14 protein-coding genes are annotated in these 22,578 nt (G+C 45.5%); 8 read left to right on the top strand and 6 right to left on the bottom strand.

The window, feature by feature from the left end:
- Positions 1-560 precede the first annotated feature (560 nt).
- Genes ABIB39_RS18625 through ABIB39_RS18635 form a run of 3 tightly spaced genes read left to right on the top strand, consistent with a single transcriptional unit; the run spans position 561 to position 12,009 of the window.
- Positions 561-7,232, top strand: coding sequence for an amino acid adenylation domain-containing protein (locus ABIB39_RS18625; protein ID WP_354431692.1), 6,672 nt, complete (start codon positions 561-563; stop codon positions 7,230-7,232).
- Position 7,233: 1 nt separating this feature from the next.
- Positions 7,234-11,268, top strand: coding sequence for a non-ribosomal peptide synthetase (locus ABIB39_RS18630; RefSeq protein ID WP_354431693.1), 4,035 nt, complete (start codon positions 7,234-7,236; stop codon positions 11,266-11,268).
- Positions 11,269-11,277: 9 nt separating this feature from the next.
- Positions 11,278-12,009, top strand: coding sequence for a 4'-phosphopantetheinyl transferase family protein (locus ABIB39_RS18635; RefSeq protein WP_354431694.1), 732 nt, complete (start codon positions 11,278-11,280; stop codon positions 12,007-12,009).
- A 237-nt stretch (positions 12,010-12,246) separates the two neighbouring features.
- Here ABIB39_RS18635 and ABIB39_RS18640 read toward each other — a convergent pair whose 3' ends face one another.
- From ABIB39_RS18640 to ABIB39_RS18660, 5 genes are all read right to left on the bottom strand, one after another.
- Positions 12,247-13,647, bottom strand: a complete 1,401-nt coding sequence (locus ABIB39_RS18640) for an alpha-L-fucosidase (RefSeq protein ID WP_354431695.1) — start codon at positions 13,645-13,647, stop codon at positions 12,247-12,249.
- 212 nt (positions 13,648-13,859) lie between these two features.
- On the bottom strand, positions 13,860-14,549 hold the full coding sequence (locus tag ABIB39_RS18645) for a ClpP family protease (protein WP_354431696.1): 690 nt from the start codon (positions 14,547-14,549) through the stop codon (positions 13,860-13,862).
- 20 nt (positions 14,550-14,569) lie between these two features.
- Positions 14,570-14,839 carry a hypothetical protein gene (locus ABIB39_RS18650; protein ID WP_354431697.1) on the bottom strand — a complete coding sequence of 90 codons (270 nt, stop codon included), beginning with the start codon at positions 14,837-14,839 and terminating at the stop codon, positions 14,570-14,572.
- On the bottom strand, positions 14,820-15,341 hold the full coding sequence (locus ABIB39_RS18655; protein ID WP_354431698.1) for an RNA polymerase sigma factor: 522 nt from the start codon (positions 15,339-15,341) through the stop codon (positions 14,820-14,822). The genes ABIB39_RS18650 and ABIB39_RS18655 overlap by 20 nt, the downstream gene beginning before the upstream one ends.
- Positions 15,342-15,559: 218 nt before the next feature.
- A complete protein-coding gene (locus tag ABIB39_RS18660) occupies positions 15,560-16,969 on the bottom strand; it encodes a phosphohexomutase domain-containing protein (protein WP_354431699.1) in 1,410 nt (469 codons plus the stop codon).
- 88 nt (positions 16,970-17,057) lie between these two features.
- Here ABIB39_RS18660 and ABIB39_RS18665 point away from each other — a divergent pair, with 88 nt between their 5' ends.
- The 4 genes from ABIB39_RS18665 to ABIB39_RS18680 all read left to right on the top strand — a co-directional run bounded on the left by ABIB39_RS18665 (position 17,058) and on the right by ABIB39_RS18680 (position 21,551).
- Positions 17,058-18,368 (top strand): aspartate kinase, encoded by a 1,311-nt coding sequence (locus tag ABIB39_RS18665; RefSeq protein ID WP_354431700.1) that lies wholly within the window; start codon positions 17,058-17,060, stop codon positions 18,366-18,368.
- A 187-nt stretch (positions 18,369-18,555) separates the two neighbouring features.
- On the top strand, positions 18,556-19,752 hold the full coding sequence (gene lysA, locus ABIB39_RS18670) for a diaminopimelate decarboxylase (RefSeq protein ID WP_354431701.1): 1,197 nt from the start codon (positions 18,556-18,558) through the stop codon (positions 19,750-19,752).
- Between the two features lie 368 nt (positions 19,753-20,120).
- Positions 20,121-21,260 (top strand): GAF domain-containing protein, encoded by a 1,140-nt coding sequence (locus ABIB39_RS18675; protein WP_354431702.1) that lies wholly within the window; start codon positions 20,121-20,123, stop codon positions 21,258-21,260.
- A gap of 96 nt (positions 21,261-21,356) precedes the next feature.
- On the top strand, positions 21,357-21,551 hold the full coding sequence (locus tag ABIB39_RS18680; protein ID WP_067057762.1) for a cold-shock protein: 195 nt from the start codon (positions 21,357-21,359) through the stop codon (positions 21,549-21,551).
- 203 nt (positions 21,552-21,754) lie between these two features.
- Here ABIB39_RS18680 and ABIB39_RS18685 read toward each other — a convergent pair whose 3' ends face one another.
- Positions 21,755-21,946 (bottom strand): hypothetical protein, encoded by a 192-nt coding sequence (locus tag ABIB39_RS18685; RefSeq protein ID WP_354431703.1) that lies wholly within the window; start codon positions 21,944-21,946, stop codon positions 21,755-21,757.
- A 205-nt stretch (positions 21,947-22,151) separates the two neighbouring features.
- On the opposite strand from ABIB39_RS18685, the gene ABIB39_RS18690 reads away from it, so the two are divergent.
- On the top strand, positions 22,152-22,517 hold the full coding sequence (locus ABIB39_RS18690) for a YtxH domain-containing protein (protein WP_354431704.1): 366 nt from the start codon (positions 22,152-22,154) through the stop codon (positions 22,515-22,517).
- Positions 22,518-22,578 lie beyond the last annotated feature (61 nt).

The following is a 22,578-nucleotide window of genomic DNA, read 5'->3' on the forward strand; positions in this document are numbered from 1 at the left end:
TGGTTTGATGTTTTGTGATAAATAAAAGTAGCAGGCTGCTACCGGCTATTTTGGCATAACGAGCGGGCGGGGACTTTGAATGAGTTGAATTAGAACATCTAATTAGGCAACTGTTGTTATACAATCATCAAAACCCCCGTTCGTGCATTGCAATTATTCATATATCTTAATGCCTGAAAAACTATTCACGCTGTTTGTTAATTCGGCTGCCTTCTTCTGCAAAGCATCGGCACAAACATTTAATGTAGAGGTAATTATAGCTAACCTTGGCAAAGCCAAAACCATGTAGTGTCGTCGAAAAATTTTTAGCGATACGCTTACCCTCATCAAATGGGTGGCAATTATCCAAACCCAAAACATACCATCGCCGTAAAAGGCAATAAAATAACGTTGGACTGGGCAAACTTAAAAGGAACGATAATGTGTGTATTAGCGTTCAGTGGATTTCTTCGCCAACGATTACGTCCTAAAGGATAAAATTTATAACTTAAACCCGGTTAAACCCGGCATAAAAAGCAGAACCAGGTTATCGGTACAGATTGACCTACTTATTTAGCTTAATGGATATTCTTACTGATAATAATTATAATGATATTTCCGCGACTGATGTGTTTATTCATCATTTGTTTGAGGAACAGGTGCAGCAGAACCCGCAGGTTATAGCGGTGCAATTTGGTGCTGATAAAATTACTTATGCCGAACTGGACGCTAAAGCAAATGAGCTTGCTAAAGTTATTGTTGCTACTTCTCCTACCTCGCTCGTTATTGGTGTAAGTTCTACCAGGTCAATAGATACCATTGTAAGCCTTTTTGCCATCCTTAAAACAGGTAAGGCTTATTTGCCCTTAGACCCAACTTTCCCAACCGAACGCCTGCAGGATATTGTGATCGATTGCGGCATGGACACCATACTTACTGTTACTAAAGATGAGGCTGTTTTTGCAGCTATTGTTAAAAATGTAATTACGTCAGATAAAACAATTAATCCATCAGCAAATACAGATGATTGGGCTAAAACAAAGGTTGCCTATATCATCTATACATCCGGCTCCACAGGTAAACCAAAAGGGGTTTGCGTTGGGCACGAGGGGGTCGTAAACCTTATTAACTGGCATAACCGTATCTCGCCTTATTTAAGTGTAGGGCATAAAACGCTTCAGTTTTCTCCGCTGATATTTGATGCATCGGTAATGGAGATATTCTGCACACTTTGTATTGGCGGCACCTTGGTTTTGGTTGACGACGACACCCGAATAGACCCTTTAAAGCTTTTAAACTACGTAGACGCGCAAAAGGTAAACCGTATCAATGTGCCCTTTGTTGCCCTGCAATATTTTACCGAAGCTGCCGATGCCGAGCAGTATTTCCCGCAATCCTTACAGGAAGTGATCAGTGCGGGCGAGCAATTGAAGATAACGCCGCAGGTTTTACGATTTTTTGAGGCGTTGCCGGGTTGTGTGTTTTACAATATGTATGGCCCAACCGAAGCCAGCGTATGCAGCACAGCCCTTAAAATGGAAGGCCCCGCCCAAAACTGGCCGCTGTTGCCAACTATTGGCAAAGCAATGGATAATGTAACCATCCATATGCTGGATGAGGACATGAAACAGGTCGCCCATGGTGAACAAGGCGAACTTTGCATCAGCGGTATCAACTTAGCTTACGGCTACCTGAACCGCCCCGACCTTACCGACGAGAAATTCGTCAACTGGACAGACGCCAGTGGAAACCCCACCCGCATCTACCGCAGTGGCGACCTTGGCCGCTACCTGCCCGATGGCAATATAGAATACCTTGGCCGCCGCGATACACAAGTGAAAATTCGTGGTAACAGGGTGGAAGTTGGCGAAATAGAAGTTTTGCTGAACCAACTGGAAGGCGTCCAGCAATCTGTTGTGGTGGCCCGTGAGGATGTGCCGGGGCAGAAACGTTTGGCGGCCTACCTGGTCTCATCGGGCATAAAAAAAGATATTGCCTACCTGCGCGATGTCATCGAAAAAAAACTACCAGACTATATGATGCCGTCGGCATTTGTTTGGGTGGATTGCTTTGCTAAAACAACCAGCGGCAAAGTTGACCGTAACGCCCTGCCAACGCCAGATACGCAAAGGCCCGAACTGTCGGTATTGTACAGATCCCCTGTTACCATCGCTGAAAAGCACATCGCCGTGTTATGGGCCGAACTTTTGCAGATGGACAAAGTAGGCGCTTACGATAACTTTTTTGAACTGGGTGGCAACTCCATACTGGCGCTTAAAACGGTTGCCGGCTTAAAAAAGCTGCATAACTACAGGCTGCCAATTACTAAACTATACCAATACCCAACCGTAAATGGCATAGCTGCCTACCTGGAGGGAAATAAAAACCTAACTAAAATTGCTGCTAAACCTAAAAAGGACAGTCAGAACAATGATATTGCTATTATTGGCATGGCCGCCCGTTTCCCGGGGGCCAATACCATTGCCGAACTTTGGCAGGTGCTTAGCGAAGGCCGCGAAACCACGTCATTTTTTACTGATGAGGAGATAGACCCGAGTGTGCCTTATGAAATAAAAACAGCGCCAAACTATGTAAAAGCCCGCGGAATAGTAGAAAATTGCGAAGGCTTTGATGCTGCCTTTTTCGGCATAAGCCCAAAGGTTGCCGAACTGATGGACCCGCAGCACCGTGCGTTTCTTGAACTGGCTTGGGAGGCTTTAGAAACCAGCGGCCACCTGCCCGGTAAGTACGATGGTCCGGTTGGGGTTTTTGCGGGTGTGGGCAACAATACCTATTACACCAATAACGTAATATCAAATACCGATAAAATTGAGAACGTTGGCCGCTTTATGGTGGCTACCGTTAACGAAAAGGATTATATAGCTACCCGCACCGCTTACGAGCTAAACTTAACAGGCCCGGCAGTAAGTGTGCATTCGGCATGTTCTACATCGTTGCTGGCAATTGCACAGGCTGCAGATAGCATCCGTAACGGGCAATGCAGCGTGGCACTTGCGGGTGGTGCGTCCATCAACTCGCCTGTAAAAAGCGGGCATTTGTACCAGCAGGGCACTATGCTAAGTGCCGACGGGCATTGCCGATCTTTTGATGCGGATGCCGATGGTACCGTGTTTAGCGATGGCGCAGGGGTAGTGGTTTTAAAAGGCCTGGATGAAGCCGAGCGCGATGGTGATACCATTTATGCCGTATTAAAAGGCGTAGGCCTAAACAACGACGGCGGCGGCAAGGGTAGCTTTACCGCCCCAAGTGCCGCAGGGCAGGCGGGTGCCATAGCGATGGCAATCGCCGATGCAGGTGTTGACCCGGCAACCATATCGTACATCGAAGGCCATGGCACCGCCACTGCATTAGGCGACCCGATAGAAATTGAAGGCCTTAACCTGGCCTTTGGCAAACAGGATAAAAAACAATATTGCGCCCTCGGCTCGATAAAAAGCAATATGGGCCATTTGGTGGCCGCGGCGGGTGTGGCGGGTTTTATAAAAACTACGCTGGCACTATACCATAAACAGATCCCTGCTACGCTGCACTTTAAAAAAGCCAACCCGAATATTGACTTCGAGGACAGTCCGTTTTTTGTGAACACCCAACTTACCGATTGGCAAAGCGAAGGTAAACGCAGGGCAGGAGTAAGCTCGTTTGGTGTGGGTGGTACCAACGTGCACACCGTTTTAGAAGAATACCTAAAAGCCGGAAAACCAACAGGCGCAATCAAACCGGTAAGCTTAATAAGCTGGTCGGCAAAAACGGCGACAAGCGCATCAAAATGGGCGGATAGGCTGTATTATTACCTGCAAGCAAACCCGGATATCAGTGTAGCCGATATTGCCTACACCCTGCAAACCACCCGTGCCGATTTCAAGGAACGCAACTTTATTTTAGCTACCGACAGGGCTGACCTGCTGGAAAAACTAACGAAATTTAAACGCGACCTATCCAATTCCAAAACGTTAAAAGAAAAGGCAAGCGAGGTGGTATTCATGTTCCCCGGCCAGGGAGCGCAGTACCTGAACATGGGCCGCGAACTTTACACGCAGGAACTTGTTTTTAAAACAGCGGTAGATGAGTGCATCGCCTTACTGAACGGTACAGGCCACGAAAACCTGTTGGATATTATCTATACCGAGGCATCCGCGGAAGCGACAGAGAAATTAACGAATACCTATTATACCCAACCTGCTATTTTCATTACCTCCTACGCCATGGCTAAGCTGCTGATGAATTGGGGTGTAGAACCATCGGTATTTGTTGGGCACAGCATTGGCGAGTTTGTTGCCGCGCATTTTGCAGGCGTATTTAGCCTTGCCGATGCCTTGAAATTGATCACCGAACGCGCGCGTTTGGTAAGCGGAGTTGCGGGGGGCGATATGCTATCGGTACGTACCAATGCTGCTGAATTAGAAAAAATACTACCTACTGATCTTTCCATTGCCGTTGTTAACAGCAACAAGCTTTCTGTTGTAGCAGGGGAGAAGGATGCCATTGCCGCCTTTGCAAAAGTACTGGAAGAGAAAGGCATCCCCGGCAGGTTGTTGCAAACAAGCCACGCATTCCACTCGGCCATGATGGATGATATTGTGGCGCCGTTTGAGCAGATCGTAAAAACCGCTCAACTGAACGCGCCTGTTAAACCAATCGTATCTACCGCTACCGGTAAATGGCTTAGCGCTGCCGAGGCAACCGACGCGGCCTACTGGGCATTGCACCTGCGTAAAACCGTACGCTTTGCCGATGCTGTTGATACGCTTACAGAAGAAAGCGGTCGGTTGTATTTAGAAGTTGGGCCGGGCCGTACATTAGCTACGCTTACCACCCATCAAACTATAGATAATCCGGTGGCTTCAATTGCAGGTATCCACTTGGCGAATGATCAACTCGAATATCAATCGCTCATAAAGGCACTTGGGCAGCTTTGGCTTAATGGTTTAGAGCCAAACTGGAAAGCAATTTACAGCGGCGAACGTAACAGGTTAAGCCTGCCCGCGTATGCTTTCGACCATAAAAAATATTGGGTAGAGCCTGCGGTATATAACCAAACAGGAGCCGTAAATTACCAACCGGAAGAAATTGTGCCGGACGAACCACAAATAACCACAGCCCCAAATATTATACAGAATAACGTGATGAGAAAAAATTTGCTGGCCGAGAAACTGTACGGGATCTTTGAAGATGCTTCGGGTATCGAGATAGAAAAAGATGCCGCAGACTTGAGCTTCCCCGAAATTGGTTTCGACTCGTTATTGCTCACGCAGATAGCTACCAATATCAAAAAAACTTTTAACGTGCCGGTCACTTTTAGGAAGCTGTTTGAGGAATACAATTCCATCAACCTGTTATCAGATTTTCTGGATAAGAACCTACCAGCCGGTGCCTTTGAACCTGTTCCTGCCACGCAGCCTGTTTATAACCAGGCCGCTGCCCCGCGCCCGGTACAAATGCCAAATATGCCATTCACACCCGGCGGCAGCAGCGATGTTGCGCTGAGCATGATCAACCAGCAATTGCAATTATTGGCAAGCCAGATAGCGCACCTGCAAGGTAGCACGGCACCGCAGCCATTCGCAAACAGCGTACCGCCAAGCCAGTTTAAAGGCGACACGGTTACGCCACCAGCATTGGCACAAGAACCGGATATTTCGCCGGAGGAAATGGTGGAAATTAAAAAACCATTTGGCGCTACCGCGCGTATAGAACGTAAGGTGCAAGAGCTTGATGATAAGCAAATGGCTTTCCTTGCCGACCTGACCGAAAAATATAACGACAAAACCAAAAAGAGTAAAGCGCAAACCCAGCAGCACCGTGCCTACATGGCCGATCCGCGCGTGGTGAGCGGTTTTAGGCCGCTGACCAAAGAAGTGGTTTACCCAATAGTGATCAACAGATCAAAAGGCAGTCGCCTATGGGATGTTGACGGCAACGAATATATAGATGCCCTAAATGGGTTTGGTTCTAACATGCTGGGTTATCAGCCCGATATTTTAAAAGAAGCGATTTTAGCACAGATAGAACTTGGATACGAGATTGGCCCACAGCATGAACTTGCCGGCGAGGTTTGTAAAATGTTGTGCGAGTTTACCAATCATGACCGCGCCGCATTATGTAACACAGGCTCTGAGGCCGTACTGGGCGCTATGCGTGTAGCGCGCACGGTAACAGGTCGTTCGATCATCGTAGCGTTCAGCGGCTCGTACCATGGCATTATGGATGAGGTGATTGTCCGCGGTACAAAAAAATTAAAAACGGTGCCTGCCGCATCGGGAATCTTGCCCGAGAATGTGCAGAACATGCTGATATTAGATTACGGTACCGATGAAGCCCTGCGCATTATTAAAGAGCGTGGAGATGAGATCGCTGCCGTACTGGTAGAGCCGGTGCAAAGCCGCCGACCAGAGTATCAGCCTATCGATTTTCTTAAAAAACTAAGAACGATTACCGAAGATGCAAAAGTGTGTTTGGTATTTGATGAGGTGATTAGCGGCTTCCGTTTCCACCTGGGTGGTGCGCAGGCTATTTTTGGCATCAAGGCCGATCTGGGTACTTACGGAAAAGTTATAGGCGGTGGTATGCCGGTAGGCGCCATCTGCGGTAAAGCCGAATATATGGATGCGCTTGATGGTGGTTTTTGGGAATACGGCGATGAATCCGTACCCGAAGTAGGGGTAACTTACTTTGCTGGTACGTTTGTGCGCCACCCGCTTGCATTGGCTGCTACAAAAGCATCCCTGCAATATATGAAAGACCGTGGACCTGCCTTGCAGGAAAAACTGGCAGGTTTGGCTACCCGTTTAAAAGCCGGTATCGAGGCTACTTGTACCAAAAAGAATTTGCCGCTAACCGTGGTTGGCTATAGTTCATTATGGCGCTTAAAATTCCTGCAAGATATCCCTTACAGCGAATTGTTATTCACCCTTATGAGGTGGAGAGGGATCCATATTTTAGATGGTTTCCCTTGCTTTATGACGGATGCGCATACCAACGATGATATCGACATGATGATCGCCGCATTTGATGCAAGCATAGCCGATATGATAGAGGCGGGATTTTTTAAAGCGCACATTGGCACGGCGGTTGCACCTTTAGCTATCCCGCCCACGCCATCTATTACCAATGCCAGTGCCCCTCCTGTACCAGGAGCTAAGCTTGGCCGCGATAAAGATGGCAACCCTGCATGGTTTGTACAGGACGAAAATAACCCGGGCAAATATTTACAGTTAGATATAAACGGCAAGTAATTTGGACCAAACTCTTACCTATATTCCTGAGATTACCGCTGACGAGTTTGACCCATTCGCAGGGCCCGAGATACTATTGGTTGCCCCTGCCACCGAGCCGCAGATTGAGATCTGGACATCGTGCTTAATAGGGGGGAATGATGCAAATTGTGCCTATAACGACTCCGCATCTATCTTGTTAACAGGCAATTTCGATAAGGATGCCATGACAAAAGCCTTGCAGGCTTTGTCTGATAGGCATGAGGCTTTACGCACTGTTTTTAGTGCCGATGGCACCAATATTATTGTTTACAACAACCCCGAAATAAGCGTTGACTATCACGATCTGTTGGGGAGGGATGATGAGCAAAATAAGCTTTTTATCAAAAATTACAATCGCCAGCTGGCCATAACCCCGCTCGATCTGGTGAACGGCCCGCTGTTTAAAGTGGCTATCTTAAAGCTAAATTACGACGAGCACATGGTGATCATGCTGATACATCATATTGTTTGCGATGGCTGGTCGGTGGGTATCATCATGCAGGATTTGAGCAAAATTTACTCGGCCTTTGCCCAAAATCAACAACCTGCATTACCGCCCGCTCCACAATTTAGCGAATACGCGATAACGGAAATTGTAGCATCGCACGGTGCGGAATATAAAGAAACAGAGCAGTATTGGGTGGATCAGTTTAAAGGCAGCAACCATTTGCTGGATGTGCCTACAGACGACCAAAGACCATCGCCACGTACCTATAAAAGCAACCGCGCCGACTACAGCCTCGACGCCGAATTAGTAAACGACCTTAAATTGCTTGCACGCAAAGCAGGCAGTAGCTTTGTAACTACTATACTTGCATCGTTCGAGGTGTTTTTGCACCGGATAACCGGGCAGGAAGAGATCATTATCGGGCTACCTGCAGCGGGGCAGTCGGCCACAGGTAACTATGGCCTGGTTGGGCATTGTGTAAATCTGCTGCCGTTACGGAGTTTCCCAAAAGGCGAACAATCTTTTGTAAAGTATCTTAAAACGCGCACCGGGCTGATACTGGATGCTTACGACCATCAGCAGTACACCTTTGGCAGCTTGCTTAAAAAGTTAAATATCCCCAGGGATGCCACACGTTTGCCGCTGGTGCCGGTAGTGTTCAATATCGATATCGGGATGGATGACGGTATCGCTTTCCATAACCTGAAGCACCGTTACATCAACAACCCACGGGAGTACGAAACCTTCGAGATCTTCCTAAATATTACGGATCATAAAGGCACGCTAACGTTCGAGTGGTCGTACAATTCGCGGTTATTCGAGCCGGCTACCATTACCCGGTTTATGGATGAACTGGAGCATTTGCTGCGCGAGATCGTAAAAACACCGGATACCCCAATAGGTAACCTGGAAATGATGAATGCTGCCGAGATTCAGGAGCAGCTAAACAAATGGAACGATACCAAAATTGATTATCCGAAGGAGAAACCACTACACCAGATCATTAGCGAAACAGCGTCGCAATACCCGGACAGCATCGCCCTGAAATTTAATAATAAGGAACTTACTTATACGCAGCTTAACCGGCAAGCTAATCAACTTGCGGCTGTGCTGATAGAAAATGGCGTTAAGCCGAACGATAAAGTTGCCATATCGTTAGATAGGTCGGCGGAGTTGGTGGTCGCCTTACTGGCTATCATCAAGGCCGGTGCAACCTACATCCCGCTCGATCCGATATTCCCAATCAACCGCATCAATTATATGCTGGAGGATTCTGCCCCGGTAGTATTGCTTACGTCGGCAACCTACAAAGGGCAATACATCTCTAACACGAAAGAAATCATCCTCGATGACATCTGGGCGGGCTTAAGTAACTACCCAACAACCGACCCGGCTGTAGAGGTAAAAGGCGAAGACCTCATCTACATCCTCTATACATCCGGCTCAACCGGGCAACCGAAAGGGGTGCAGATAAAGCATCACAACGTGGTTAACTTTTTATACAGCATGCAAAAGCAGCCGGGCCTTACCGCAGCCGATAAACTGCTGGCTGTAACCACCATCAGCTTTGATATTGCCGGGCTGGAGCTTTGGCTACCGCTTATAACAGGCGCGCAAATTGTACTGGCCAATGCTGCCACCGCCAAAGATGGTGTTGCCTTGTTAGACATCATCAAAAAAGAAAAAATTACTGTGATGCAGGCTACGCCATATACCTGGCGTATTATGCTGGAAGCAGGTTGGGATAAAGAAAAGGTAAAAGTAATTTGTGGTGGCGAAGCTTTACCGATGGACCTTGCCCAACGCATACTGGGCAAAGCAACGTCATTGTGGAATGTTTACGGCCCAACGGAAACTACCGTTTGGTCGACACTAAAAGAAATTACCGCGGATGACGGGTTTGTCAGTATTGGTAAACCTATCGATAATACGCAGATCTACATTTTAGATAAATACCAAAACCCGTTGATAGCAGGCGCCGCCGGCGAAATTTTTATTGCTGGAGAGGGGATAGCGCATGGCTACCTAAATCAACCCGAATTGACGGCTGAGAAGTTCGTTTCAAATCCCTTTTCGGACGAACCAGAGGCGAAAATGTACCGCACTGGCGACCTGGGGACTTTTACCCCAAATGGTAACCTGATGTACCTTTCGCGAATTGATGCGCAAGTGAAAATTCGCGGTTACAGGATTGAAACGGGCGAGATAGAATTTAACCTGGCTAAAGAAGATAACATAAAGCAAGCTGTGGTTATAGCCCGTGCTGATAACAACGGCGTGGGTAAATTAGTGGCCTATATCATCCTGAAAGATGATGTGACACTGATTGATGATCAGGGCGAAATGACCCGGCAATGGCGCGGCAATCTGCGCAATTCGGTACCCGATTATATGGTACCCGATAATTTTGTAGTGATAGACGCCATGCCGATGACCCCTAACGGCAAGGTTGATAAAAAGGCGCTGGCTGCCCGGGACATCGCGACAGCAGAAACCGTAACTTACGTTGCCCCGCGCACTGATGTTGAGCAACTGGTGGCCGATATCTGGACGGACCTTTTAGGCATTGAGCAGGTAGGCATCCATGATAACTTTTTTGAGCTTGGCGGCCACTCGCTGATAGCCGTGCGGGTAATGACAAGGATAGAGAAGGAGACGGGTAAACGCCTGCCGCTGGCTATTCTGTTCGAGAATTCCACGGTAGAGAAACTTTCGCTGATGCTGGAGATGGATGGTAAATCCATCATTTGGGATTCTTTGGTTCCAATCAAACCAAAGGGGAATAAGATCCCTATTTATATTGTGCATGGTGCAGGTTTAAATGTATTATTGTTCAATACACTTGCCAAACACATGGATGCCGGCCAGCCGGTTTTTGGCTTGCAGGCTAAAGGGTTAAACGGGGTGGACGAGCCGCTAAGCAAAATGGAAGACATTGCAGCGCATTATGTATCGTCCATCATGGCGCAAAACCCTACCGGGCCTTATGCTTTGGCGGGTTACTCGTTTGGTGGAATTATCGCTTACGAAATGGCGCGCCAGTTTGAGGCGCTAAACAAAGAGGTACGGATGTTGGGCATGTTTGACACCTATGCTTATCGTACCCCGCATTACGACCCCTGGCTGGTGAAAAATATTAAACGTGGTATGTATTTTGGCCGTAAAATATGGCATGCCCTGTTGTTTAAGGATGGCTTTTTGAAAACCATAACCACCCGCGCCAAGGCCATTGAACGCGGCGCGGTAAGGCTTTTATGGAAGCTTAAATTTGGCACCCAGCAAAAGCAAACCGGCTTTTTTGGCTATTCGAACAAGATAGATGAGATGAATAATGAGGCGCAAAAGCACTATAAAATAATGCCTTATGATATCGCTATAGAGCTGTTCCGTGCGGAAACGCGCTCGTTTTACCTTGACGATTATGTTTACATGGGTTGGAAACCTTATGCGCTAAAAGGCGTTAACATCCATAATGTACCAGGCGAACATAACACCATATTTAAAGAGCCTAACGATAAGGAATTTGCCCGGATCTTGCAGGCTTGCCTGGATAAGATCAACTACTAAATAAGAGTTTTGGGCACTATCACAAACCGGTATTTAAATGATGTATCGTGGCAAAACGCCGCGGAGGGTTCGCTTTTTATTAATGATGGCGAGGTATACATCTGGCGCGTCAACATCAGCCAAAACATAAAACGTTTAGAGCAATTTGAAGCTTTGCTTACCGCTGATGAAACATTGCGCGCCGGCAAATACAGGCAGCAAAAAGATAATTATAGGTTTATTGTAAGCCGTGGTGCACAACGGATCATTTTAGGAAGATACCTAAACCAATTGCCAGCCGATTTGCTCTTTGTTTTAGGCGATAACAAGAAGCCACATTTGGTTGGGGAAAGCGGACAGATCGTCCATTATAATCTTTCTCACTCGGGCGATTGGATAGTGCTTGCCGTTGCAATAGCGCAAGTTGGTGCCGATCTGGAGTTTATTGACAAGGCTTTTCCGTTCCATGATATTTTAGAAGATAATTTTAGTAAACAAGAAGCCGAATATATTCATAATTCGCCCGAAAGGTTTTTCACCCTTTGGACACGTAAGGAGGCGATCCTAAAAGCAACGGCCCAAGGCCTCGGCGATCATTTGCCCATCACCCCGGCACTCGACGGAATACACCTGATGGGTGCATTACTAAATGGCGCTGACAGAAACTGGCAACTTGTAAGCTTTAAATTATATGCGGGTTATGCCGCTACTGTAGTTGTAGAAGGTGAATTGCAACAATACAAGTTTTTCGACTGGCTTTAATACTCGAAAGTTCAAACGTCTACGCTTAATGAAAGAAGTTGTGAGCGCTCAAGCTCATAAGAATGGGCCGTCAGGATCTGTGTGTTGGTTATGCCGGGATATTTTTCTTTAAGCAAGGGTATCAGCACGGGTTTCCACGATGCATCAATGATGGCCTCGTGCGCAAGAATTGAGTAGGCTTTTGTTGTTAAACCCGCGAAAGTAAAAAAACAGATAATAGGACGCGTCTTAACTTATTTACCTTCTCTCATTATAAACCCCAAACTCGGCTATTGAAACCTGGCTTTGAGCTTTATCGACAGTAACACGAATCTTGGTTCCCCAAACGCGGTTAAAGCGGTGGATCTTTACGCGGGAGCCGGTATTGCCTTCCAATATCGGTTTCCACACGCCGTTTTGCAGGTACTCTAAATGGTAAGCGGTAATGTTTGGTTTTGCCTCTGTTAGCGCTATAGTGTTAAACGCTGTATCGTGGCCAAAGTCAACTTCGTACCATGGTTTTTCAACAGTTTTGCTGGATACCCACGAGGTGGTAAAGTCATCATCGTTGGCAAAGTCCATTATTTCCGAGTCGTCGCTCCAACTGGCGTTTGACGGTATGTTTTTGGCGATGTTGCTTGAAATGATCGGTGCGCCGGTAGCTGCAAGTTTTGGTGCAGGGCCATCGTTTTTCCAAAGTTTACCAATCTCTTTAAGTGCCACCAAAGCATTCTCATCAAATAAACCATCGCGGTTTGGCGCAACGTTAAGGATGAAATTACAATCGGCTTGGTTAAGGGTTGTTAACTCGGTAACCATTTTGGCGGCATCCTTAACAGGGGTAGTGGGAAAACTGGTTTTCCAGAACCAGCTTTGCTGCAAAGGCAAACAGGCCAGCGATGGCATAATGTTATTCTCTTTTGAAATGCGCTGACCGGCACCCATTTCGTAGGTTTTAATGTCGCTGTAAAAAAGGCCTTCGGCAGGATATTTAGCACCGTTAAGGTCCATCAGCACACAATCCGGCTGGATAGATTTTACCAGGTGGTAAATGTCCTCAAAATTGATATCATCATAACTTATTCGCGACCATGGCGCATCCCATCCATCAATAATGATAGCTTCTATCTTGCCGTATTTGGTAAGCAGCTCAGTTAGCTGGGCCTTCACCATCTCGAAATGTTTTTGCGTGATGTTATGCGGGCGAAGTTTGTGGTGCGTATCCAGGATGCTGTAATAAAGCATTACTTTAAGGTCATTCTTGCGGAACGCGTCTACATATTCTTTAACTACATCGCGTTTCAGCGGACTATTCATCACGTTGTAGTCGGTGGTTTTGGTGTCCCAGATACAGAAACCGCTATGATGTTTAGTGGTTAAGCAGCCGTAAGTCATGTTTGCGCTTTTGGCGGCTTTCGCCCACTGGTCGGCATTGAGTTTTTTAGGGTTAAAGGCAGATGCGGGTGTTTCCGGATCAGGCCAGTCGGCATCCATATAGGTAGGGATGTTAAAGTGAATAAACATCCCGAACTTAAGGTCCACAAACTTTTGCTGCAGGGCGGTATAATTGGCCTTGGTGTTAGACACCTCGATGTTTTGTGCCGATACTTTAAAGATGATGCAGCTAATCAGGAACGCTGACGTCAGTAATTTCTTCATGGGATGAACGCTTGATGTTAAACCCAAAGTAAGCGATTATATCAGTAAGATAAAGTAAGGGCAATTGTTAAGATATTCAGGGAAATTGGCATGGGGATATGTGCCTATGTTGTCATCCTGAACGTAGTGAAAGACCTATTCGTAAACTATTCATGTCGGCGAATAGATGCTTCACTGTCGCTCAGCATGACAAACTTTTTTCGACCAAAGTATTAACCATTCTCCCTCGCAGTCAAAATCTCATCTATCATTCCAAATTCCTGCGCTTCGGCGGCTATCATCCAGTGGTCGCGGTCAGATAGGCGGTAAACGGTTTCGTAATCTTGCCCGGTGTGTTTGGAGGTGATCTGAGCGAGTTCCTGTTTCATCTTGGCAATTTGCAGGGCCGCAATTTCAATGTCTGATGCCATACCCTGCGCACCGCCCGACGGCTGGTGCATCATAATACGCGAGTGGGGCAGGGCAGCGCGTTTGCCTTTAGCGCCTGCGCAAAGCAATACCTGCGCCATAGACGCCGCCATTCCGGTGCAAATTGTTGCCACATCCGGCGAGATGAATTGTATAGTATCGTAAATACCCAAACCGGCATACACCGAGCCGCCCGGCGAATTGATATAGATCTGGATATCGTGCTTTGCATCAGTTGACTGCAAAAACAGCAACTGCGCCTGGATGATATTGGCCACATGATCGTCAACCGCCGAGCCCAGGAAAATTATTCTATCCATCATCAGCCGCGAGAACACGTCCATTTGGGTGATGTTCATTTGGCGCTCTTCCATAATGGCGGGTGTTTGACTTGTAATGCAGCTATTATTTACTTGTGCAATAAACCTATCCACGTGTAAACTTTGGACATGGCGATGCCTCACCGCGTATTTGCGAAACTCGTTGTTGTTCATCTTTCTAAGAAATTTAAGGGTTAGCGTTTAAAAAAGCGCAATATGCTTTGCCGGAAACTCAAATGCTCCGGCCGTGTAAAAAGTTGGTTGTGTACATTTTCTATTTCGGCGAGTAACTGCTTGCGGCTGTATTGATGCACAAGGCTTAGCGTTTGTTTGTGCCAATAGATATCGTCGGTTAAAGCGGGGTCCAATATTACTTTTGCTTGTAATAGTAAATTATCCTGCGGGGTAGCAAGGCCAAGCAAATGGTTGTCTACCAGTTTTAGGTTATTCAATGAAGTCCGCATAGCTTAATGATTGTTGTTTAACGGTGTCGCGTACTTTTTCGAGGCATTTGTATTTCTGCACGGTTACAGACCGTTCGCCGGCGTATCCAAACTGCCCGGCAATATCTTTCATGGGCAACTTACGGTAATAAAAGGCGCTAAGTAAATCCATACAGCGTTTGCCCGCGGTTTCCAGGTAGTGCATCACTTTATTTGTTGAGATGTGTTCATCAGCTTCATCAGCAATGTTCAGTAGGTCGTGCTGTAAGGGTTGGGTACTATTATTATCCCTGAATTTTTTAAACCAAAGGTGTTTGGCGATACCAAGCAAATAAGCTTTACTATCTGTAGCAACCATGTTGCCGGTTACTGCTTTCTCATAATAAATAACCAGCGCATCCTGGAAAACATCTTTGGCATCATCAAGCGATCCACCCAGCCGTGCCACATATTTAGCAACCGCGGGGAAGGCGCTTTTGTAAAGCTCCATCAGCAATTGTTCCCTTTTAACCGTTTTTACCATGATAACTACGTTTAATTATAAGTGCTCGGATTGGGTAATATATCACCGGGAAATTAGGAATTATTTTCCGTTTCAATAGAAACGTCATTGTAATGACGCGTGAGATAGATTTTTCTACTCCCTCTCCGAAGGAGAGGGCCGGGAGAGGCCACAAAAAAGGCCTGCCGAAGCAAGCCTTTTATAAATTCATTGATCTATTAAATCGGGTTAATCCCCGTTTATTTTAACAAGTCAGCCTTAACCGTATCAAGGATCTTGAAAGATTCCGCAGTGGTTGGGGCCTCAGCGTAAACGCGAAGCACAGGCTCTGTACCCGACGGGCGGATCATCACCCAGGTTTCGTCTTCGAAGAAGAATTTGAAACCATCCAGGTCTTCGGTGCTAGTAACTTTTAGGTCGCCAAACGCGCTGAAACCACTTTTGCAATTGCTAATGATCTGTTGTTTCTTCTCTTCGGTAACGTGCAGGTCGTAACGTTCTACAGCAAATTTCCCTACTACATCATAAATTTCCTGTACAAGGTCCTTTAAGCTGCGGCCGCTTTTTGCCATAAACTCCCATATCATCAACCCTATCCAAACACCGTCGCGCTCGGGGATGTGGCCGTTCACAGCGATGCCACCGGATTCTTCACCACCCACCATAAATGGTTTGCCGCTGTTCACGATCAGGTCGCAAATATATTTGAAGCCAATTTTAGTAACCGTGTTATTTAAGCCGTAAGCATCACAAAGCTTTTGAATTTTGCTGGTACACGAGAAGGTAGAATATACCTCGCCGGTTTCACCTTTTACTTTATACATATAATGTATCAGCAGTAAAAGAATGTGGTGCGAATCCACAAAAGTTCCATCGCCATCATATAAACCTATCCGGTCGGCATCACCATCGGTAACCAAACCAGAAGCAATTTCGCCTTCAGATAGTTTGATCAATTGCTCAAACTCCTGCAGGTTACGCTGTATAGGCTCTGGTGCCTGGCCATCAAAACTTGGATTATAATCTGCATGCAAAAAAGTAATATCCGGGAACAGGCGGCGCATAACGTTTTGGCCTGCACCGTACATGGCATCATAAGCCCATTGCAAACCACTATCGCGGATGGCGGGGATATCAAAGTTAGCTTCGGCATGCTCTACATACATATCCTCCAGGTCTACGTATTCTACCAAACCCTCGGTAACGTAATCGGTAACAGATTTTAGCTCGAGGCTGATGGTATCCGGGATCTGCGATTCTACCTTTTCGATATCATCTGGCGTAGCCGGGCCACCGTAAAATGCTTTAATCTTATATCCGTTATAAGCCGGCGGGTTGTGGCTGGCCGTAATGATGATACCTGCTGATGTTTTTAAACGTACAGTACCCAAGGATATCATCGGCGTAGAAATGAAAGTATTTTCGGCACGGAAAACCTTAATGCCTTGTGATGCAAGCACCGTGGTGGTTACATCGGCAAACATCGGCCCCGCAAAACGCGGGTCGCAACCTACAAGCGCACTTGGGTTCTCAAAGTTTTGTTTTAGCCATAATGCTGTAGCATATGCCACTCGTTTTACGTTCTCAACTGTAAAGTCGTCTGCAATGATCGCTCTCCAGCCATCTGTTCCAAATTTTATTTTGCTCATTTTAGATATAAGTGGTTTAAAATCCTATTTTTAGCGCCTCAATATTCATACAAGAATATTAATGTTTTATGGTAAACGGAAACAAATAATGAAAGTTTTAAAATTTGGCGGAACATCTGTTGGGAGTGCCGCCCGTATGAAAAAACTGCTGGACATTGTAAACCCGCAGGAAAGGCAAATTGTGGTGCTGTCGGCCATGTCTGGCACTACCAATAATTTAGTAGAAATAGGCCAGGCCTACCTTGCCAATGATAAGGAAAAGGCAGCTAAATTAATTGCTACACTAAAGGATAAGTACGAAAGTGTTATAAAGGAGCTTTTAAAGAAGCCGGAAACATTTGAACAAGGTAAAGAGGTTATTGATTATCACTTTAGGTTGCTAAGCTGCTTTGCTAACGACCTTTTCACGCCCATAGAAGATAAAGTTATTTTAGCGCAGGGCGAATTGCTGTCTACCACGCTATACCATATATATCTGAAAGAGATTGGTGTGCCATCGGTTTTGTTGCCCGCATTGGATTTTATGAAGACCGATGAAGATAACGAGCCTATTGTAGACCATATTACTGAAGAGCTTACACCATTGCTGGAGAAGCACCCGGATGTAAACCTGTTCATCACACAGGGTTTTATTTGTCGCAATGCCTTTGGCGAGATAGATAACCTGCGCCGTGGCGGCAGCGATTATACGGCATCATTAATTGGTGCGGGCATCCGCAGCGAGGAAGTACAGATCTGGACCGATATAGACGGGATGCACAACAACGACCCGCGTATTGTGAACAACACCAAACCCATTTCACAGCTATCATTTGATGAAGCTGCCGAGCTGGCTTACTTTGGTGCCAAAATCCTGCACCCGCAAAGTGTGTTCCCTGCGCAAAAGTATAAGATCCCGGTACGGTTGTTAAACACTATGGACCCGCAAGCCGCCGGTACCTTGATAACCAACACCAGCGAAAAGGATAAAATAAAATCGATAGCCGCTAAGGATGGCATCACCGCTATAAAGATCCAAAGCAGCCGCATGCTGCTGGCGCATGGCTTTTTACGCCGCGTATTTGAGGTGTTTGAGCGTTATCGTACATCTATAGATATGATCACCACATCTGAGGTGGCGGTATCCTTAACAATTGATGATACTACTTACCTGGGCGAGATCACTGCAGAACTTGGTGCTTATGGCTCGGTTGATATTGATGTGAACCATACTATTATATGTGTGGTTGGCGATTTTGCCGCCGAGAAACATGGCTACGCATCCCGCGTACTGGAAGCTATTAAGCATGTTCCTGTAAGGATGATATCATACGGTGGCAGCGATCATAACATGTCGGTACTGGTAAAAACAGAAGAGAAGGTAGAGGTGCTAAGGAGTTTGCATAGCAGGTTATTTTAATATTAGTCCCGATATCTATCGGGAGAAAGGGCTTAAAAAACACCCGCGCGTCATTGCGAAGTACGAAGCAATCCCCAACTTACGGGGCCGCTCTGTGTAGCAAGAGATTGCTCCGTATCTCGCAATAGCGTGGTTTAAGACGTTAGTCAATTTTGACTTTTGACTTTTTAATTTTGACTTTACAAACATGTTCAACAACAATACGATACAGCGCTTTAACGATACCGAAACACCATTCTATTATTATGATATGGATGTTCTGCGAAATACGCTTGATGCTTGCAGGGATGCATCATCAAAATACGGTTTCCATGTGCATTATGCTATGAAGGCCAACTTCAACACCAAAGTGGTGGGTATGATCCAATCCTTTGGGTTTGGTGCCGACTGCGTAAGCGGTAACGAAGTGAAATCTGCAGTGAAGCATGGCTTTGATAAAGGCAAGGTGGTTTTTGCAGGGGTTGGTAAATCTGATAAAGAAATCAATCTGGCGCTTGATGCAGATATCTTTTGCTTCAATGTGGAGTCGGTTCAAGAACTGGAGATCATAAACGAACTTGCCGCTGCCAAGGGCAAAGTGGCTGGTATCGCCATCCGGATCAATCCAAACGTTGATGCGCATACCCATCATTTTATTACCACCGGGCTTGATGAAAATAAATTCGGCATTAACACCTGGCAGCTAAATGACGTAGCCGAGATGCTGCGTAAATGCGCCCATCTTAAATTCTTAGGCATCCACTTCCACATCGGGTCGCAAATTACCGATATGGAGGTTTACCGCAACCTGTGTACCCGTATCAACGAGATCCAGGATTGGTTTGAAGACCATGGCTTCGCGATAAAGATCTTAAACACCGGTGGTGGCCTGGGTGTAGATTACTATAACCCCGACACCAATGGCATTGCCGATTTTGAAGCATATTTCAAAGTATTCAGCAAGTTTCTGCGTGTAAAACCTGGGCAGGAGGTGCATTTTGAATTAGGCCGGGCAATGGTTGCACAATCGGCTTCGCTGATATCAAGGGTGCTGTATGTAAAAAACGGCCAGAAGAAGAACTTCCTGATCCTGGATGCCGGCATGACTGAACTGATGCGCCCAATGCTTTACCAGGCGTACCACGCAATTGAGAATTTGAGCAGGGAGCGAGGAGCGAAGAGTGACGGAGCGGACTTAACGGGCACCCCGCACTCGGCACCTTTAATAAAATATGACGTAGTAGGCCCTATTTGCGAGAGTACAGATTGCTTCAGAAAAGATGTTGACCTGCCGCAATCGTACCGTGGCGACCTCATCGCTATCCGTACAGCGGGGGCTTATGGCGAAGTGATGGCGTCTAACTATAACCTCCGCGATCATGTGCAGTCCGTTTACTCCGAATAGGTTTAAACACACAGCAAACCAACTGTAGATATTAAGCGTATATTAATTAAATAGCTTCTTTTGATTAATTATAAGGTGGTTGTCTTATATACAAAGTGGCTAAATAATTAATATTGCTTTTGTGGTTATAAGTAATGTTAAGGTATTTAGTAAAGCCCCGCAGGTTAACGCTTACGGGGCTTTTTTTATCCTAAAACTTTTTGAAGTAAATTGTGAACTCTACAGTTAGTTTTCCCGTATTTTAAATAAATGCGCAAAAAAAATCTTACAACTCGCACCAAAACCTGAACCAAAGTGCATGTTATAACGTATTAAGAAAAACCTTATAGTTATATTAAAATAACTTGGAATAATATTTATTAGTCACAATGAATTACACCGAGCAACAACGCCTTACCGCGGTAGACAGGTTTAAAAACCTCGACGACGGTATCACGAAAGACCTCAACGATATTGTTGCCCTTGTATCAGAAATATGTAACACCCCGGTTGCCCTGGTTACTGTGCTTGATAAAGAAGTACAGTGGTTTAAAGCAGCCACAGGTACTGATGTTACCGACACCCCCCGAAGTGTTTCGTTTTGTAATAATACCATTGAGCAGGAAGGTATCAATATTATATACGACTTGCAAAAGGACGATCGCCACAACCAAAACCCCCTTGTAGTGGGCGAACCCAATGTGCGCTTTTATGCAGGCTCGCCATTGATCACCAAAGATGGTTATGCCATTGGGAGTTTATGTGTGGTGGATGTGGAGCCGCGTGATCTTACTGAGCATCAGCAAAAAGCTCTTCAAATAATGAGCAAACAGGTGGTAAACCTAATGGAACTTAACTGGAGCCTTAAAATAATGGCCCAGCAACGCGAACGTGAGCAGCAACAAGCTGAAACCATAATTGACTCTGAATTTAAACTAAAAGCTATTTTTGACAGTAGTAAAGATAGCCATATACTTATTGATAAAAACTTTTCGGTACTGGCCTTTAACAAGTCGGCATCATCATTTATCCACACCATTTTTGCCCACGTACTTGTTAATGGAGATAGTTTGTTAGACTATTCGGACCCTAAAACATTAATCCAATTAAAAAAATATTGCAAAGCTGCGCTTGGTGGTAAATCTGTAAAACGAGAGTGGCATATTATGGCCGGTACCCCATATTCCTGCTGGATGAATACCACATTTATACCCGTTAGGAACAAAGCAGGCGAAGTTATAGGTGTGGCGTTAAACTCTACCGATGTTACACATCATAAAAAGCAGGAAGCTTACATAAACGTACAAAACGAGGCGCTTAACCGTATTGCTATTATCCAGTCGCACGAGTTGCGAAGGCCGGTTGCATCGCTGTTAGGTATCATGGACCTCATAAAAATGGAGAACGTGTACTTTAACTATTTTGAGATGATGGAGCTTACCGTTAACGAATTAGACGAGAAGATCCGCGGGATTGTTAAAGATTCTGAGAATACCCTTCATGGCCGCCACCTTGCTGTTGTAGCATAAATAAACCATTTATAGCACCGGCATAACCAGCATTTACAGCACGTTTGCACTTATGTGGATTATTATGCATACTTTTGCACTTTAATAAATAAAATAATGCAAAAAGAAGGAACAGTAAAATTTTTCAATGAGACAAAAGGTTTTGGATTTATCACACCTGATGGTGGTGGTGCCGACGTATTTGTTCATTCAACAGGTCTAATCGACGAAATTCGTGAAAACGATAAAGTTGAGTTCGAAGTAGAAAACGGTAGAAAAGGCTTAAACGCAGTAAACGTAAAAGTTGTTTAATTATATATTAATCCACTAAATGTTACAGAAAGCATCCGCTCCCCAAAGGGCGGATGTTTTTTTTGTTCCGCGATTTTATGGTTGTGAGTGTTTATTTTTATGTTAGCCTGTGAAGGATTAGCACTGCGGATCAGTCATTGATTAGGTCAAACTAACAATCTTTCAAATACAAACAGGCCTTCGATAAGTTCGGCATGAGTGTTCTAAGCATTTCCTCTCGTCCAAAAAGCCACCGATGCCAAAGCAATGATGGGCATCATTACAGGTATCAGTGTTTCCAAAATATGGCGACCCACACGATGGACAACATTTTCTTTCCGGTTAAAAGTAGGGAATAGTTTATATTTAAGTACAATTAGTATAGCTACCAGTACAACGGTTACTAAATAGAGCATTTTCCCAAAATGTTCAGACTTTAATAAGCCTGTTAACGCTCCCCGGGCCATAATACCCTCAACGTCAAGCTAACAGCTTTGTGTTGGGTGTACCTTAAATTAGTGTTGAATAATAGCTTAGATAACTTTATTGAAAAAAAATTAAACAGTGCGGCATGGCATTTGTTAACCTAAGTACAAATCATCTACTAAAAAAGTAATTAATATGAAAGATCAAGCAAAAATTATAGCAGCACTTTTAGTGGGTGCTGCAGCGGGTGCCGCATTAGGTTTATTATTGGCCCCGGAAAAAGGCGAAGAACTAAGAGGCGACATCGCTGATTACGTAAATGACCTTGTTGATAAAGCGAAAAACAAAGCGCAGAGTACTGCCGATAACGTTAAAGAATACGCCAGCAGTACGGTTGATTCTGTAAAATCGAAATTCAACGGTGCCGTTAACGATGCCGAAGGTGCTTACGATGATGCAAAATCAAAAGCGACCAACTACGCTGAAAACGGTGCAGACAGTGCAAAATCAAAAGCAAAAAGTACCGCAAACGACTGGAACAATTCTATCCAGAACGCGTAAGCTATTTAAGATACATGTGTAAAAGCCCTACCGACTGATGTTGGCAGGGCTTTTTTTTGTG

It is taken from the genome of Mucilaginibacter sp. UYP27 (genome assembly GCF_040547175.1).
Lineage (GTDB): Bacteria > Bacteroidota > Bacteroidia > Sphingobacteriales > Sphingobacteriaceae > Mucilaginibacter.

Coding starts and splice junctions, on each gene's coding strand:
- lysA (WP_354431701.1), top strand. CDS start 18,556: ATGTTCAACAACAATACGATACAGCGCTTTAACGATACCGAAACACCA.
- ABIB39_RS18675 (WP_354431702.1), top strand. CDS start 20,121: ATGAATTACACCGAGCAACAACGCCTTACCGCGGTAGACAGGTTTAAA.
- ABIB39_RS18650 (WP_354431697.1), bottom strand. CDS start 14,839: ATGCGGACTTCATTGAATAACCTAAAACTGGTAGACAACCATTTGCTT.
- ABIB39_RS18640 (WP_354431695.1), bottom strand. CDS start 13,647: ATGAAGAAATTACTGACGTCAGCGTTCCTGATTAGCTGCATCATCTTT.
- ABIB39_RS18625 (WP_354431692.1), top strand. CDS start 561: ATGGATATTCTTACTGATAATAATTATAATGATATTTCCGCGACTGAT.
- ABIB39_RS18655 (WP_354431698.1), bottom strand. CDS start 15,341: ATGGTAAAAACGGTTAAAAGGGAACAATTGCTGATGGAGCTTTACAAA.
- ABIB39_RS18685 (WP_354431703.1), bottom strand. CDS start 21,946: ATGCTCTATTTAGTAACCGTTGTACTGGTAGCTATACTAATTGTACTT.
- ABIB39_RS18665 (WP_354431700.1), top strand. CDS start 17,058: ATGAAAGTTTTAAAATTTGGCGGAACATCTGTTGGGAGTGCCGCCCGT.
- ABIB39_RS18645 (WP_354431696.1), bottom strand. CDS start 14,549: ATGAACAACAACGAGTTTCGCAAATACGCGGTGAGGCATCGCCATGTC.
- ABIB39_RS18660 (WP_354431699.1), bottom strand. CDS start 16,969: ATGAGCAAAATAAAATTTGGAACAGATGGCTGGAGAGCGATCATTGCA.
- ABIB39_RS18690 (WP_354431704.1), top strand. CDS start 22,152: ATGAAAGATCAAGCAAAAATTATAGCAGCACTTTTAGTGGGTGCTGCA.
- ABIB39_RS18680 (WP_067057762.1), top strand. CDS start 21,357: ATGCAAAAAGAAGGAACAGTAAAATTTTTCAATGAGACAAAAGGTTTT.